The following is a 16,645-nucleotide window of genomic DNA, read 5'->3' on the forward strand; positions in this document are numbered from 1 at the left end:
TACGAAACATTTTTCATATAATGGCATGAAGAAGGGGAGAATTAGGAAAAGTTTAAAGTCAACGTGTACATTCTCAGTGGAGTGAATGAATTTCTCTTTGAAGTAGCGATAATCTCTTTGTTCTCCTTTTCTTGTTTGCTTATGGGAAAATCAGTACCTTTGCACCCCAAAATAGAGGAAATAGGTATTATGACAGGACAAAAGGCACCCACAGCGTTGGGAACAGAAAAGATTGGAAAGCTACTGATGCAATATGCCGTACCGGCGATTATCGCTATGACGGCATCTTCTTTATACAATATGGTAGATAGCATTTTTATCGGTCACGGAGTAGGCACAATGGCTATTTCGGGACTGGCATTAACTTTCCCCCTGATGAATCTTGCTGCTGCGTTCGGCTCGTTGGTAGGAGTTGGGGCTTCCACATTGGTATCGGTTAAACTGGGACAAAAAGATTATGATACAGCCCAGCGTATTTTGGGTAATGTACTGGTGTTGAATATCGTACTGGGATTGGCTTTTACGGTCGTAACGATGATATTCCTCGATCCTATCCTTTACTTCTTTGGTGGGAGTGATGAAACGGTGAAGTACGCCCGTGAATACATGCAGATTATTTTGCTGGGTAATGTTGTCACCCATCTTTATCTTGGCTTAAATGCTGTTCTACGCTCTTCCGGACATCCGCAAAAGGCAATGTACGCCACTATCGCTACAGTAGTTATCAATACGATACTTGACCCTTTATTTATTTACGGTTTCGGCTGGGGGATTCGTGGAGCTGCTATTGCCACCATCATAGCACAGGTTATTTCACTGTTGTGGCAATTTAAGATATTCAGTAACAAAGACGAGCTGCTACATTTCCATCGCGGTATATTCCGCCTGCGCCGTAAGATTGTGATGGATTCGCTTGCTATCGGTATGTCTCCTTTCCTGATGAATCTGGCAGCATGTTTTATTGTAATTGTTATTAATCAGGGGTTGAAGCGCTATGGTGGAGACTTGTCTATCGGTGCATTCGGTATTGTCAACCGCCTGGTATTTATATTCGTAATGATCGTGATGGGATTGAATCAGGGCATGCAGCCTATTGCCGGATATAACTTTGGTGCGCAGCAATATGCACGTGTTTCCCGGGTGCTGAAACTGACTATAATCTTTGCTACGGTTGTCACTACATCAGGTTTTCTGATGGGAATGATTATACCCGATCTGATGGTTTCCATATTTACTTCTGACGAAGAACTGATAGCTATTTCGGCACGTGGACTGCGTGTTGTAGTGATGTTCTTTCCGATAATCGGTTTCCAGATGGTGACGTCGAATTTCTTCCAGAGTATCGGGATGGCGAGCAAGGCTATATTCTTGTCTCTTACCCGCCAGATGCTTTTCCTGCTTCCGGCACTGATAATTCTGCCTCATTTCTTCGGTGCGGTCGGTGTTTGGTATAGTATGCCGGTTTCCGATTTACTTGCCAGTTTGGTGGCAATGGTGATGCTGGTTAGCCAGTTCCGTAAATTTAAAAGAGGCGAAGGATAGCGTGAAAAACATGCGGTTCGTGGTAAAGTTAGCTATAACCGGAAAAATAGTATAGATTATTTTTTTGTTTCTTTCCTATAAATCCTTACTTTTGCTATTAGTAAACCAATATTTAGATTGAAGCTATGAATAAGAAATTCGTTGTGAACATCGGTCGCCAATTGGGAAGTGGCGGAAAGGAGATAGGGGAGAAGTTGGCAGCCCGTTTGGGTATCGATTTCTATGACAAGGAGTTAATAACTCTGGCTTCCAAGGAGAGCGGCCTATGCCGTGAGTTTTTTGAGAAAGCCGATGAACGTGCCTCGCAAGGGATTATCGGCGGACTCTTTGGCATGCGTTTCCCTTTTGTGGGAGATGGTGCTTTACCAACCCAGAATTGCCTCAGTAACGATGCGCTTTTCAAGGTGCAGAGTGATGTAATCCGCCAGTTGGCAGCAGAGAAATCCTGCCTTTTTGTAGGTCGTTGTGCCGATTATATCCTGCGTGATCATCCCCGTTGTGCCAATATCTTTATTTCCGCTTCGCATGAAACACGCGTTGCCCGTCTGTGTGCTTCACATCATGTTTCAGAAGAAGAAGCCGAAAATATGATGAATAAGGCTGATAAAAAACGTTCGGAATATTATAACTATTATAGCTATAAGATATGGGGAGCTGCGGCAACCTATCATCTGTGCATTGACTCTTCTGTGCTGGGGATTGAAAAGACTATCGATTTTATAGAAGATTTTGTGAAGCTTAAAATAAAGTGAAACAGAACAATTTCTAACCCGGACCATACCTTCTCCGTATCTGGTCCATACCAACTCCATACCAAGTCCAAGTGTATAGACACGGAGCAAGTACGGAGAAAACACGGTCTTGGTAATATGAAGGGGAAAAACAGAACAAAAAAAAGAGAGACTACAACTGCGTAATCTCTCTTTTCTTTTATATCATCTGATATTACATCATTGTCAGCAATATCATCTGGCCTGCCAGAATACGCAGGAACATTGTCAACGGATAAACAGTAGAATAACCTACTGCCGGAGCGTCATTACCGGATGCCTGATTAGCATAAGCTAGTGCAGGAGGGTCCGTGTTACTACCGGCAATCAATCCCATCAGGGTGAAGTAATTCACTTTGCAGTAGAAGCGGGCAATCATACCGATAATCAGCAAAGGAATAACAGTGATCAGGAAACCATAGCCTACATACAGCAAACCGGAGCCTTCTACCACTGTTTCTACAAAGTGGGCACCGGCTTCGATGCCTACGCTGGCAAGGAAGAGTACGATACCGATTTCACGCAGCATCAAGTTGGCACTCATGGTTGTATAAGTCACCAGTTTCAGCTTATGACCGAAGCGGCCGATAAGAATAGCTACTACCAGCGGACCACCTGCCAGACCGAGTTTGACCGGAGTGGGTATGCCCGGGAAAGCGATAGGAAGACTACCCAACAGGATACCCAGGAAGATACCCACGAAGATAGTCACAATATTAGGCGTATCCAGACGTTTCAGTTGATTACCCAGTACTCCGGCAACACGCTCTACGGCATCTTGCTGCCCAACGACCATTACACGGTCACCTACCTGTAGTATCAGGTTCGGATCAGCAAACAAGTCCATACCGGAACGGTTGATACGGGTTACATTTACTCCATACATACTACGGAAATGGAGGCTGCCTAATTTTTTACCATTGATTTCAGATTTTGTCACCAATATACGGCGCGAAACCATCGGCATGTCTTGTTTTTCCCAGTCCACCTGAATTTCTTTACCGATGAAAGCGGTTACTGCTTCAGCATCTTCTTCGGAACATACAATGAATACCTGGTCGCCGATATGAAATTCCGTATCTTGGTTGGGGATGCTGACATGTCCCTCGTGACGGATACGTGAGCATACAAAAGGACGTCCCATAAACTCTTTGATCTGGATGAGTTTTTTCCCGTCAATAGATTCGTTGCGGACTTCCAGATGTAACATGTGGGGCATGTGCTTCATATCAGAAGTCTGAACGGCCAGTTCATCTTCTTCTTTTTTCAGGTTCACCCGGCAGATGTAGCGGATAGCAATGATGGAACCAATGATACCGACAACACCGAGCGGGTAAGCGCAGGCATATCCCAGTGCGATAGGGTCGCCCGTGTAGTTTAACTGATTCAAAGCTTCCTGTGCGGCACCCAAACCCGGAGTATTGGTGACAGCACCGTAGAGGATACCTACCATCATGGGAAGATCGATTCCCCCGTCGATGAAATAAATACCCAGAGCTACTGCAATATTCAGTACCACAATACCTACTGCAAGCATGTTTAGGGTCATTCCACCTTTCTTAAAAGAAGAGAAGAACGACGGTCCTACTTGTAGACCGATACAGAATACAAATAAAATTAACCCGAATTCGCGGATGAAGTGCAAAATGTGTGTTTCACCCGTAAAACCGAAATGTCCCATCAGAATACCAGTGAAGAGCACAAATGTGACACCCAATGATATCCCGAAAAATTTAATCTTACCCAAAAGCACGCCGACAGATATTACGAATGCATACAAGCATACAATATGGGCGACGGAGGCAGGGTCCCATAACAAACTCTCTAACCAATCCATAGTTACTTTTGTTTATCTTTTTTATTAGCTTATTGAATTTTCGCGCAAAGGTAGGCATTAAAAGGGAGGTGGCAAAGGGTTTGCTGGAGTTTTTCTTTTAGGGTATAGGTAAAGGTGTCAGAGGTTAATTGGGTAGTATGCAGGGATATTAGTTTATACTCTAAAATGTAAGGTGTACTTTGCAATCATGTATATGCATGCGGAATTCATGCTTGCAGAATGTCATTTCTCCATGCGAATTTTACTTAAAAAACCTTGTATTATTAAGTTATTGAGTATATTTGCAAGTCCTATTTTATGCAAATAGGTAAATGAAGAGATTACTAATTATCTTTTTAATTATAAAGTAAACTATGGCAGACAGTAAAGAAAAACTCTTCTCGGACTTTGCTCCCACCACCACCGAACAGTGGATGGAGAAAGTAACAGCTGACCTGAAAGGAGCTGATTTTGAGAAGAAACTCGTTTGGAAAACAAACGAAGGATTCAAGGTAAAACCTTTCTATCGCATGGAAGACCTCGAGGAATTGAAAACGATGGATGCACTTCCCGGTGAATTCCCCTATCTCAGAGGTACCAAGAAAGACAACAACGAGTGGCTTGTTCGCCAGGAAATTAAAGTGGAATGCCCCAAGGAAGCCAATGCAAAAGCGCTGGATATCCTGAATAAAGGTATCGATTCACTGGCTTTCCGTGTAAAGGCAAAAGAACTCAATGCCGAATACATCGAGACTTTGCTTGAGGGAATCTGCGCTGAGTGTGTAGAGCTGAATTTCTATACTTGTCAGGGACATGTGGTAGGACTTGCAGAACTTTTGGTGGCTTACTTCCAGAAGAAAGGCTATGACCTAGCGAAGTTGCAGGGTTCCATCGGTTATGATTTCTTTGACAAGATGCTGGCAAAGGGCAAAGAAAAGGGTGATATGGTGCAAACAGCCAAAGCTCTGATTGAAGCAACTACTGCTCTGCCGAAATACCGTGTACTGAATGTGACAGCTTTGACGCTGAACAATGCCGGAGCATACATTTCCCAGGAACTGGGTTATGCTCTCGCTTGGGGTAATGAATATATGAATCAGCTGACAGAAGCAGGGGTTCCTGCTGCTCTTGTTGCCAAGAAGATTAAATTCAACTTTGGTATCAGCTCTAATTACTTCCTTGAGATTGCTAAGTTCCGTGCTGCCCGTATGTTGTGGGCAAACATCGTAGCTTCTTATGATGCCGATGCTCAATGTGCCGCCAAAATGCACATACATGCTGAAACTTCTACGTTCAACCTTACTTTATTTGATGCTCATGTAAACCTGTTGCGTACGCAGACAGAGGCTATGAGTGCTGCACTGGCAGGTGTAGATTCAATGACAGTAACTCCGTTTGATAAGACTTACGATGCTCCTAATGAATTTTCGGAACGTATGGCGCGCAATCAGCAATTGTTGCTGAAAGAGGAGTCACACTTTGATAAGGTGATTGACCCTGCTGCCGGTTCTTACTATATTGAAAATCTGACTGTATCCATTGCTAAACAAGCTTGGGAACTTTTCCTGGCTGTTGAAGAAGAAGGTGGCTTCTATGCTGCTGTGAAGGCAGGTACGGTGCAGGCTGCTGTGAACGAAAGTAACAAGGCTCGTCATAAAGCGGTTGCTCAACGTCGCGAAGTGTTGCTGGGTACGAATCAGTTCCCGAACTTTAATGAGAAGGCAGGCGAGAAGAAACCGCTGGAAGCTACTTGCTGCTGCGGTGGTCATGATACTTGTGAGAAAGATGTGGCTACACTCAACTTTGACCGTGCTGCCAGTGAATTCGAAGCATTGCGCCTCGAAACAGAAGCTTCAGGTAAGCGTCCGAAAGCCTTTATGCTGACTATCGGTAATCTGGCTATGCGTCAGGCACGTGCTCAGTACTCTTGTAACTTCCTTGCTTGTGCCGGATATGAGGTTGTTGATAACCTGGGCTTCCCGACTGTAGAAGCTGGTGTGGAAGCTGCGATGGCTGCTAAAGCTGATATCGTGGTGCTTTGTTCCAGTGATGATGAATATGCAGAATATGCTGTTCCGGCTTTCCAGGCTCTGAATGGTCGTGCTATGTTTATCGTAGCCGGTGCTCCTGCCAATATGGACGAGCTGAAAGCTGCCGGTATCGAGAACTTCATCCATGTTCGTGTCAACGTACTGGAAACATTAAAGGAATACAACGCTAAACTTTTGAAGTAAGATGAGAAAAGATTTTAAAAACTTAGATATATATGCCGCATTCAAGCCCGCTAACGGTGCTGAGTGGCAAAAGGCTAACGGCATCCATGCTGATTGGAAAACGCCGGAACACATTGAAGTGAAGCCTGTTTATACAAAAGAAGACCTGGAAGGCATGGAACATTTGGGCTATGCTGCCGGTCTGCCTCCTTATCTGCGTGGTCCGTACTCAGTGATGTACACACTACGCCCTTGGACAATCCGTCAGTATGCCGGATTCTCTACAGCTGAAGAATCAAATGCATTCTACCGTCGTAATCTGGCTTCCGGACAGAAAGGTTTGTCTGTAGCCTTCGACTTGGCTACACATCGTGGCTACGACCCTGACCATGAACGTGTGGTAGGTGATGTGGGCAAGGCTGGTGTATCTATCTGCTCACTGGAAAACATGAAGGTTCTTTTTGACGGTATTCCTCTGAATAAGATGTCTGTGTCCATGACTATGAATGGTGCTGTTCTTCCAATTCTGGCATTCTATATCAACGCCGGTCTGGAACAAGGTGCTAAATTGGAGGAAATGGCAGGTACTATCCAGAACGATATCCTGAAAGAGTTCATGGTGCGTAATACCTATATTTATCCGCCTGCATTCTCCATGAAGATCATATCCGATATTTTCGAATATACTTCTCAGAAGATGCCGAAGTTCAACTCTATCTCTATCTCCGGTTACCACATGCAGGAAGCGGGAGCTACGGCAGACATTGAGTTGGCTTATACGTTGGCCGACGGTCTTGAATACCTTCGTGCCGGTGTTGCCGCAGGCATAGATATCGATGCTTTCGCTCCGCGTTTGTCTTTCTTCTGGGCTATCGGTACCAATCACTTCATGGAAATTGCCAAGATGCGTGCGGCTCGTATGCTTTGGGCAAAGATCGTGAAACAGTTCAATCCGAAGAATCCGAAATCACTGGCTTTGCGTACGCACTCCCAGACTTCCGGTTGGTCGTTGACTGAACAAGATCCGTTCAATAATGTAGGTCGTACTTGTATAGAAGCTATGGCTGCAGCTTTGGGACATACTCAGTCTCTGCATACCAATGCTCTTGATGAGGCTATCGCATTGCCGACAGACTTCTCTGCCCGTATCGCACGTAATACTCAGATTTATATTCAGGAAGAAACTTATATCTGTAAGAACGTTGACCCATGGGGAGGTTCTTATTATGTAGAGTCTCTGACAAATGACTTGGCTCACAAGGCTTGGGAGCTTATCCAAGAAGTAGAAAAACTGGGTGGTATGGCAAAGGCTATCGAAACCGGTATTCCTAAGATGCGTATCGAAGAAGCTGCTGCACGTACACAGGCTCGTATCGACTCCGGTTCTCAGACTATCGTTGGTGTGAATAAATATCGTCTGGAGAAAGAAGCTCCGATTGATATCCTCGAAATCGACAATACGGCTGTTCGTCTGGAACAGATTGAGAACCTGAAACGTTTGAAAGAAGGAAGAAATGAAGCTGAAGTGCAGAAAGCATTGGAAGCTATTACCAAATGCGTGGAAACCAAGGAAGGCAATTTGCTGGAACTGGCAGTAGAAGCTGCCCGTGTTCGCGCTACGTTGGGAGAAATCTCTTATGCTTGCGAAAAGATTGTAGGACGTTATAAGGCAATAATCAGAACTATATCAGGCGTGTATTCATCAGAAAGTAAGAATGACAGCGACTTCAAGCGTGCTTGCGAATTGGCCGAGAAGTTTGCAAAGAAAGAGGGACGTCAGCCTCGTATTATGGTTGCCAAGATGGGTCAGGACGGTCACGACCGTGGCGCCAAAGTAGTTGCGACCGGATATGCCGATTGTGGTTTCGACGTGGATATGGGACCGTTGTTCCAGACGCCTGCCGAAGCTGCCCGCGAAGCTGTTGAAAACGATGTTCACGTAGTGGGCGTATCTTCATTGGCTGCCGGACACAAGACACTGGTTCCGCAAATCATTGAAGAACTGAAGAAGCTGGGTCGTGAGGATATCATCGTAATTGCAGGTGGTGTAATTCCTGCACAGGACTATGATTTCTTGTATAAAGCCGGTGTAGCTGCTATTTTTGGTCCCGGTACCCCAGTTGCCAAAGCTGCTTGTCAGATTCTGGAAATCTTGATGGACGAAGAATAAATCTTTCATTCATATAGTTTTAGAGAGGCAGGGTATTGTATTAATATCCTGCCTCTCGTATTTTAAGTATATAGAGATAAAATTAGTTGGTTTTTAATGTCATATTAATCTTTTCTTTAACCAATCCGGTGGATATTTGCGGCATCATTTCTTTGATATCCGTAATCTAATAATTGATATTGCATGAAAAAATTATTACTTCTTTTTATCTCAGCTTTATTAGCTGTAAGTGTACAGGCACAATCAAATGATAAGTCTGGTAACTGGAAACTGATTGTGTCGGATGAATATCCGGCAGATGACATCGGTGTGGCAACGTATGACGTTGTAGCTGACTTTGGAGCAGATCCTACCGGAGTGGAAGACTCGTGGAGTATTTTCCAAACGGCACTTAACAAACTGGGTGAGAACAGGCGTGGTGGTGTGCTTTTTGCTCCTGCCGGCCGTTATCGTATTACCGGGAAACTTTATATTCCTACAGGTGTGACGCTGCGCGGCGAATGGAAACGGCCGACCAAAGGAGTAGCCATACAGGGAACCATTCTGATGGTAGACAATGCCGGAGGAGATGAACTTGAGTCGAAATCTTTCATTACCATGGAGCCTTCCACTGCTTTGACCTACCTCTCCATTTGGTATCCACACCAGGATCCGGATTATATAAAGCCTTATCCGCCGACAGTGCTTTATGGACGTGATGGTGTGTGGGGTAATGAATATTGTAATGTCCGTCATGTAACATTGGTAAATTCTTACAGCGGCATTATCCTTTCCAGAAAGAACGGTGGTGGTTGCCCGAATATCTATGATGTGTATGGAACCCCACTGAGCCGTGGTATTGAGATTGATAACATCGCTGACGTCGGTCGTTTTGAGCAGATATACTTTTCTCCTGATTATTGGGCAGGTTCAGGGCTTGAAGGAGCACCGAAAGCAGGTTCCGCTTTCACTGATTGGATCTACCAAAATGGGGTAGGTATAACAATGCGTCGTAATGACTGGTCTTACACCTGTTTCGTCGATATCGAAGGGTATAATTGTGGTTTTAAGACCGGAAATAGCATGTCCGGTGACGGCAATCCGAACGGTCATAATTACGGTTTTCACCTGAAAGGCTGCCAGACCGGTATTCATGTTGATGGTAGTTCTTCCTCCGGCATTATGTTTACTCGCGTGGAGATGGAGGATTGTGAAAATGGTATCGTTGTATCTTCTGCCGACGGCCCTATTCAGCTTTACGGATGTGAAATATCCGCTCGTGAGAATGCTGTACTTATGGAATCCGGTTCTTCTTCTCGCTTGATGATGGAGCAATGTACTGTAAAAGGGGGAGCGGTGAATAGTATGTCAGGTGATTTTGTCGCTTCGGATTGCGACTTCAATAATAGTACTCCGCAAGTTTTCATAGGTTCGGATGCACGCTGCATTCTTAAGGGTAACCGCTTCGCAAAGAGAGTAGATATTCAAAACAATTCGCTGTTTGAATGTCATATAGATCACACTGCTCTGACGGAGAGGAACAAACTGCCGGAATTTCCTGACTTGCGTGTACCTGAAACAAAACCTGCCCGTGTGGCGCTTTATAATGTCCTTGATTTCGGCATTGAACCTTTCGTTGTGCCTTTCAATGCTTCTACGAATACGCAGAGTATCCAAAATGCGATTCGTAATGGTCTTAATAGTGCGAAGGATGCTACTGCAGCTATACAAAGTGCCCTGGATAAAGCCAAAGCTGATGGGGGGGGGATTGTCTATCTTCCCGGCGGGCGGTATAAGATGCTCGGGACTCTTACTGTGCCTACCGGAGTAGAACTGCGTGGTGCAGCTGATTTTGGGAGTATTCCCCGCGGGCACGGAACCATTTTTGAGGTATATGCTGGTAAAGGACAGCCTTCTGGAGAATCATTTTTGAAACTTGAAGCCGGTAGTGGTGTTCGTGGAATATCCATTAATTATCCTGAACAACTCTCTTCAATGTTGCCTGCGATGGCACAGTATCCGTACACCATTCAGGGGAAAGGGAAAGATATCTATATTGTCAACGTCGGCATACGTGCAGCCTGGAACGGACTGGATTTGTTCAGTAATAAGTGCGATAACCACTATGTGGACTATCTGGCAGGGCATGCCTTCAAGAATGTGATTCGTATAGGCGGAGGTTCGCAAGGCGGTATGGTTAATAACATGCAGTTCAATACCATTGTCTATGCTTGTGGTGCTGAAACAAAGTTTGGATCTTGGTCTAATAATGCCGATGCTGATAATGGCAAGGCATACGATCAGAATATGAAGGAACTTCGTTTTATTACGGTGGAAGACTGTACTGATGAGATTCTTTACAATGATTTCCATTACGGAGGGTACGAGGGTATTGTGTTCGATAAGTCCGATGCAGGCAGGGCTGCTTCCGGCAAGGTACTTGGACTGGGTATAGATGGTTCGATGAATGCTGCCATGTTCAATGCGTTGGGCAGTGCAGGTTTTCCGCTGGTGAATACGCAGTTGGTTGCTCTTGAGGCAAAGAGCACCGCTTTCCCTGATACCCGTTACATTACTTTGGGTGAAACATTTACAGGAAATGCTGAGTTTTATGGCATAGATCTTTGGGGAGGACCTAAACATTCGGCTGTTATTAATAATGGGAACTTGGTATTGAATCTGGCCAATTTTTCGACTACCGGCAACGTTTATCATTTCTATTTGCCTAAATCAACCGGAAAGGCCAAGATGCACAATGCGGTAGTAAATATGAAGTCTGACGCTAGTATTGCTAACTCAAGTCATGAGAAGCAGGCATTCGTTGGTGCCAGTGTCCTCGATATAGAATCGTGGAGAATTAAGCTGATGGGTGAATGGGATTGCAATCTCACGCTTACACCTGTTTTTGAGGCTACCGATGCCTTGTTGAGCCGCACTAAGTGGAGCATCACTGCCAATGTGAACAATGGGAATGCCCGTAATGCCATTGACAATAATGTATCCACCAGATGGGACACAGGACAGTCACAAAAAAACGGTCAGATGGTTACTGTGAATATGAATGCTGCCAATAAGCTGAACAGAATAATCCTGGATTCTTCAAAAAGTCCCGGTGACGGTCCTGCCGGTTATGAACTGTATGTGAAGAATGGCGCTAACGCTGACTGGAAACTTGTAGCCGAAGGGAAAAACGGCACTTCCGTACTGATTATCGGTTTCCCGGAAGAGACGGCAACACACTTCAAAATTACTCAGACCGGAACGAAGGGCGGATATTGGTCTATCCACGAACTCTATGCGGCACTAGTGAATGATACCCCTACAAGTATATCACCAGAGGTTGCCGAACCAGCTGGAGAGATTTATTATTATGACGGTCAGTTGGCTTGGAGTGGATTGAAAAGCGATGTAGACAATCAGGTTGAAATCATTGATTTGTCGGGACGACGCGTATTATCACAGCAAGTGAATACTAATTCCTTGCAATTATCCGGTATGCAAGGCGGGTTCTATATTGTGGTGGTCAGTGATGGTACGAATGTGTTGCGGAAGAAACTGTTCTTTAAAGAATAAAAGCCTTGACCGGAGTGTGATTTCACGTTTGGTTGATGAGAATTATAAATTGTTTGTTTTTAGTCTTTATATTGATTATCAATGTGTTGTATTTACCAAATGTTTTTTTGGTAATGTAAAAGCATTTACCGCAGGATGTAACGACTTTTACCGCTTATTGTAACGCTCTTTACCTCGGTATGTAACGACCTTTACCTCGGCGTGTAAATGAAGTTACCGTGTGGGGTGAGGGTTGTTACCATGAAATGAAACAGCCGTGTCCTCGTAAGGTGAAATTCATTCACCTGCCGGGGAACGGCTGTTTGTTTGTAAGATATAACTGGCCGTCTGTTGTATGATAGATAGCAGAAACCTTGTTGCAAGCCCAATTTCCTGGCCAGTGCCATCGCTTTTTGTTGTTCGGCAGGCGAGAGTAAAGTTTCTCCTTTCCGTTTCTGATAATATCGTCTGATTCCTCAACTGCCTATCAGCCCATAGCGGAATATTCCTGACGCACTGACAGCCAGTGCTTCCGTGGTGCGGACAAAAACTTTGGCATAGCGCACTTTTTGGTTGAAACGGTAATATTCGCATTTCCTTGTCATGGCTTCAATTGTTTTCGGGTTCAGTGTCGGCATAAGGGCAATCTGCTGTCGCGCACAGACCAAAGTTATGGGGAACTCTTGAATAATCGAATGATTCTTTTTCCACTGTGTTTTCAATTAAATGATTGTGCGGCAAAGGTACGATATATATCACAGATTGAGGCAGATTATAAAATGATATTCTGTGATATTATGACTTGTTTTTATAAAGTATGTTTGACTGAAATATCAGGATTATCTTTTACAAATAAAAAATCCGTTACTTCCATATCATACATCAGTAACGGATTTACCCTGTCAAACAATCTGATTACTTCGTTAGATTCCTATATCTCTGTAAAGCTTCCAGATAATAGTAGTCTGCATAGTTCAGCGGCACATCAATTTCCGAGCCATGAGGAAGTGAACCGGTGGAGTGCATCAGTACAAATCCTTGGTTGCTGTCTTTCACTGCCAAATATTTATCACTGGAAAGATTCTTCAGAATGGTTTCGGCATAGTCGAAGTATTTCTTTCCTTCCGGAGCCAAGGTGCTGAGTTCAAGTAATGCTGAGGCTGTGATGGCTGCTGCCGAAGCATCTCTCGGAGTGCTTTTACCTACCGGTGCGTCATAGTCCCAATATGGAATGCAGTCGTCGGTAGTTACTCTTTTCATAATCATATCCGCTATGTTTGTAGCTTCTTGAAGGAAAGCAGTATCTTTTGTTTCGCGATAACATGAAGTGTAGCCATATACTGCCCAAGCTTGTCCGCGCGACCAGGCAGAACCATCGTTTTTACCTTGATAAGTACCTTTACTTTCCACTGTGCCATCACTGTTGTAACTGATGACATGATAAGAGGTATAATCCGGACGGAAATGATGTTTCATAGTGGTCTGGGCATGTTTAACAGCTGTTTTGTAATAAATACTGTCACCAGTCAGCCGGGTTGCATTAAACAATAAATCTAAGTTCATCATGTTATCAATGATAACCGGAAAATTCCAGTGTCCGAAGTCCCACGAGCGGATACAGCCAATTTCTGGATTGAAACGTGCGCGGAGATTATCTGCTGTTTCCACGATTATGCTTCTGATGCTGTCATTAGGAGCCAGACGGAGAGCATTGCCGAAACTGCAATTGATCATGAAACCTAAATCATGCGTATCTTTGAAACTTTTTATCGGATTCAGTAAATTCGTATATTTGATAGCTTCTTCTTTTAATTTCTCATTTTCTGTCATCTCATAGGCATACCATAGGCTCCCGGGGAAAAAACCGCTGGTCCAATCGTAGATATCGGTCAGATGCCTTTTACCTGTTATTTCAACAGATGGATTAGGTAAAAGAGCTTTTTGGAATGAATCGGGACTTCGTTCCAATTGGCTGGTAAGAAAGTCGGTGTCATATCCCGCCCATACAGATCTGGGAAGTTTTGCAGAGTCAGCAAGCTCATTTGCCGTCAATTCCAATTGATAGGAAGCAACATCTAAAGCTTCTTTTGCCCATGATTCCTGATTCATATCTGTTTTCTTTTGACAACTGACGAGCCCCAATAATAGAGCGGCTATAATTAATCTGTTTATTTTCATACTAAAAATTGAATTATGATTATTACTATACTACTTAATCTTCTGATTGATAGACTACGTTTGCAGGGATTAATATCTGTTTCTCCTTTTGATTTCGGAAAATGATAATTTCCACTACTTTGGTAAAATCAGCCTGTTTAGTGTATTTTATCATATCCGCCAATGTGTGAATATCGTTTCCTGCCAATGAAAGAATTACGTCATTAGGTTGTATAAAGTCACGTAATGGACTTTCCAATGCATCAACAGCAATGACATATACACCTCGCTTAGAATCCATTCCGGTAGCGGAACGTTCTTCTTCCGAATCCAGTTCTTTCAAAGACAATCCTGACCAGCTTTTAGTGACTATGTTTTTAGCTTTATGCGCATAAATAGTCGGGAGGGGCATTTGGGGGTGTTTAGCCAGTTGTTTTAAATTAGGAGAAACCACTCCGAACTTATCCATCTCAAAGTTCTTGAAACCACATAAAGGAGTTATCTTTGAAATCTCCACAATACTGAAGTCACCAATGAGGGCATTTTTGAATGTCACGGGATAAACAACAGAATGTTTGTCTGTATGATTTCTAATTGCCTTCTGATATGACAGGCTGTCAGTAAATAAATTGTAATCTGTCTCTGCTCCCCAATTAGAAACTCTGATAGGACGATAAGGACGCATTATCAGATTTCTGACAAACACATCACCACTGTTTTTGAACCATACATGTGGGTGGAATGTATTATTAACTATTATATTGTTTTCTACAACTCGATAAAAACCTTCTCTTAGCTTTATCCCTCCACCCAAGCAAAGATTATTGTAAATATGATAATTACTGGAACCATCATCCAGGTCAATATCCCAACCACGGTCACATCTGAATCGGTTGTACCGTATTATATTTTCTTTTTTAGCGTCAAGAAGGATGATGTCAGGCTCTACTGCAACCAAGCTGTCCATTTGGGAACGATTGCTTCTCCAAAAACGATCTCTGCCCCAGGAATTAAATGAACCGTGATCACCTGTTTCTCTTACAGTGTCGAAAACATCATTGCACTCAATAACATGTCCTCCCCAAGTACCTTCACTAATGTTGATACCTGCACGTGGGGTATGGTAGATACTGTTATGGCTAATAGTGATGGAACTGCACATTGATAATTGCACTCCGGCAACTTGTTTTTCGTAAAGTCCTATATGATGAATCAAATTGTCATAAACTAAACACTCTATTGGATAATTGTCCGTTTTAGAACCGGGGGTACGATCAATCTGTGGTATAGCTATGGATTCTTCATACCTGAATGAAGGAGAACGCACGGCTTCAGGATCACCTGCGAAACAAATTCCACTGGCACCTATCTGAGACAAATGACAACCAATGACAGAAGATTGGTAATTATATTTAGAGAAGAATATCGCATTACCTCCTAAATTGTAGAAATTACAATCTTGTATCCTACAGTTTTCACTACCCTCCAGTAGAATACTGCCGCCCCGATATATGGCCCAGTCCGAGCGCAATAAGGGCTCATAATGTTCCATAAAAGTTCGGGTGGTTTGGGTAAACTCAATATCCCTTATAGTAATATTCTGTACCGGCCTTTCCTTACTTCCTCTCAATTCAACCAGATGCTTCAGTTGGGGAGTTTCTAATACGACCTCTTCAATATTTTCGTTAGGTATAGGATAATAATAGAGTATTCTGTTTTTTGGGTCATAATACCATTCTCCCGGTGCATCCAATTCTTCGAAAATATTTTCCACCATTCGGTTTTGTACATGTCCGGGAGAAGGACGGTTGTTTTGCCAGCCTCCTTCCAATTGCAAGATATTATTCTTGTCCTTCCCGATAATTTGATAATGGACATCTCCCCAGTCTGACGCATGCATGACATGTAGATATCCCTCTTGAGGTGCTTTCCATTTCTTGATTCTTTCGATAGAAGTAGCTTGAGCCGAGGTGCCGTTAAATCTGACTGCGGTAGAATCAAAATTAGGGTATCGGGCCATTGGACGATAGCTGCCATTGACAAATAGCTGATCCATTATCACTGATTCCTTTACTGAGAATTTCATGATATTCTTCTTGTAATATTTCCAGTTGGGATGAAGAGTTGCTCCGCTTGTAATAATAACTTTTTCTTTAGGATATGCACAAATTACAAGTTGTTTTTCTTCATTTCCATCTTCGGATGTTAAAATGAGTGGTTGTTCCAACCGGTATACTCCCTCACGTAGGTAAATGGTTGTCACTCCATTTTGCTTGCGCGCTTCTTGCTTTGCCTTTTCTATGCTTAGAAAAGGAGAATCAATGCTTCCTTTTCCTGTATTTTTTCCATTGGGAGACACAAAATATTGTGTCTGTGAGTATACATAATTTGTTCTGACGAAGCATAGTAGAAACAAATAAAATATGATCTTTCTTCCCATTTTAGT

General features: G+C 43.4%; 8 protein-coding genes and 1 pseudogene. 5 read left to right on the forward strand and 4 right to left on the reverse strand.

What is annotated here, in order from left to right:
* Window positions 1-189 precede the first annotated feature (189 nt).
* Both DW036_RS10200 and DW036_RS10205 read left to right on the forward strand, forming a co-directional pair.
* On the forward strand, window positions 190-1,542 hold the full coding sequence (locus DW036_RS10200; protein ID WP_118464294.1) for an MATE family efflux transporter: 1,353 nt from the start codon (window positions 190-192) through the stop codon (window positions 1,540-1,542).
* A gap of 125 nt (window positions 1,543-1,667) precedes the next feature.
* Window positions 1,668-2,294, forward strand: a complete 627-nt coding sequence (locus DW036_RS10205; RefSeq protein ID WP_118463869.1) for an AAA family ATPase — start codon at window positions 1,668-1,670, stop codon at window positions 2,292-2,294.
* Window positions 2,295-2,487: 193 nt separating this feature from the next.
* On the opposite strand, the gene DW036_RS10210 is transcribed toward DW036_RS10205, so the two are convergent.
* On the reverse strand, window positions 2,488-4,149 hold the full coding sequence (locus tag DW036_RS10210) for a putative transporter (protein WP_022391616.1): 1,662 nt from the start codon (window positions 4,147-4,149) through the stop codon (window positions 2,488-2,490).
* A 353-nt stretch (window positions 4,150-4,502) separates the two neighbouring features.
* On the opposite strand from DW036_RS10210, the gene mutA reads away from it, so the two are divergent.
* The 3 genes from mutA (at window position 4,503) to DW036_RS10225 (ending at window position 12,063) form a co-directional block, all read left to right on the forward strand.
* Window positions 4,503-6,362 (forward strand): methylmalonyl-CoA mutase small subunit, encoded by a 1,860-nt coding sequence (gene mutA, locus DW036_RS10215; RefSeq protein WP_118463872.1) that lies wholly within the window; start codon window positions 4,503-4,505, stop codon window positions 6,360-6,362.
* A 1-nt stretch (window position 6,363) separates the two neighbouring features.
* On the forward strand, window positions 6,364-8,511 hold the full coding sequence (gene scpA, locus DW036_RS10220; protein WP_118463875.1) for a methylmalonyl-CoA mutase: 2,148 nt from the start codon (window positions 6,364-6,366) through the stop codon (window positions 8,509-8,511).
* 183 nt (window positions 8,512-8,694) lie between these two features.
* Window positions 8,695-12,063: a glycosyl hydrolase family 28-related protein gene (locus DW036_RS10225; protein WP_118463878.1), complete on the forward strand. Its 3,369-nt coding sequence runs from the start codon at window positions 8,695-8,697 to the stop codon at window positions 12,061-12,063.
* A 353-nt stretch (window positions 12,064-12,416) separates the two neighbouring features.
* Here the strand turns inward: DW036_RS10225 and DW036_RS10230 are convergent.
* The 3 genes and pseudogenes from DW036_RS10230 to DW036_RS10240 all read right to left on the reverse strand — a co-directional run.
* Window positions 12,417-12,753 (reverse strand): annotated as a pseudogene (locus DW036_RS10230) (DUF6078 family protein); the annotation flags it as partial.
* 204 nt (window positions 12,754-12,957) lie between these two features.
* Window positions 12,958-14,220 carry a DUF4995 domain-containing protein gene (locus DW036_RS10235; RefSeq protein WP_118463881.1) on the reverse strand — a complete coding sequence of 421 codons (1,263 nt, stop codon included), beginning with the start codon at window positions 14,218-14,220 and terminating at the stop codon, window positions 12,958-12,960.
* A gap of 34 nt (window positions 14,221-14,254) precedes the next feature.
* Window positions 14,255-16,639 carry a PDZ domain-containing protein gene (locus DW036_RS10240; protein WP_118463884.1) on the reverse strand — a complete coding sequence of 795 codons (2,385 nt, stop codon included), beginning with the start codon at window positions 16,637-16,639 and terminating at the stop codon, window positions 14,255-14,257.
* Window positions 16,640-16,645: the final 6 nt, after the last annotated feature.

Origin of the sequence: Bacteroides sp. AF39-11AC (genome assembly GCF_003474285.1) — a bacterium.
Taxonomy (GTDB): domain Bacteria; phylum Bacteroidota; class Bacteroidia; order Bacteroidales; family Bacteroidaceae; genus Bacteroides.

Excerpts from the sequence above, each read along its gene's own strand:
- DW036_RS10200 (WP_118464294.1), top strand. The coding sequence starts at position 190 with ATGACAGGACAAAAGGCACCCACAGCGTTGGGAACAGAAAAGATTGGA.
- DW036_RS10205 (WP_118463869.1), top strand. The coding sequence starts at position 1,668 with ATGAATAAGAAATTCGTTGTGAACATCGGTCGCCAATTGGGAAGTGGC.
- DW036_RS10210 (WP_022391616.1), bottom strand. The coding sequence starts at position 4,149 with ATGGATTGGTTAGAGAGTTTGTTATGGGACCCTGCCTCCGTCGCCCAT.
- mutA (WP_118463872.1), top strand. The coding sequence starts at position 4,503 with ATGGCAGACAGTAAAGAAAAACTCTTCTCGGACTTTGCTCCCACCACC.
- scpA (WP_118463875.1), top strand. The coding sequence starts at position 6,364 with ATGAGAAAAGATTTTAAAAACTTAGATATATATGCCGCATTCAAGCCC.
- DW036_RS10225 (WP_118463878.1), top strand. The coding sequence starts at position 8,695 with ATGAAAAAATTATTACTTCTTTTTATCTCAGCTTTATTAGCTGTAAGT.
- DW036_RS10235 (WP_118463881.1), bottom strand. The coding sequence starts at position 14,220 with ATGAAAATAAACAGATTAATTATAGCCGCTCTATTATTGGGGCTCGTC.
- DW036_RS10240 (WP_118463884.1), bottom strand. The coding sequence starts at position 16,639 with ATGGGAAGAAAGATCATATTTTATTTGTTTCTACTATGCTTCGTCAGA.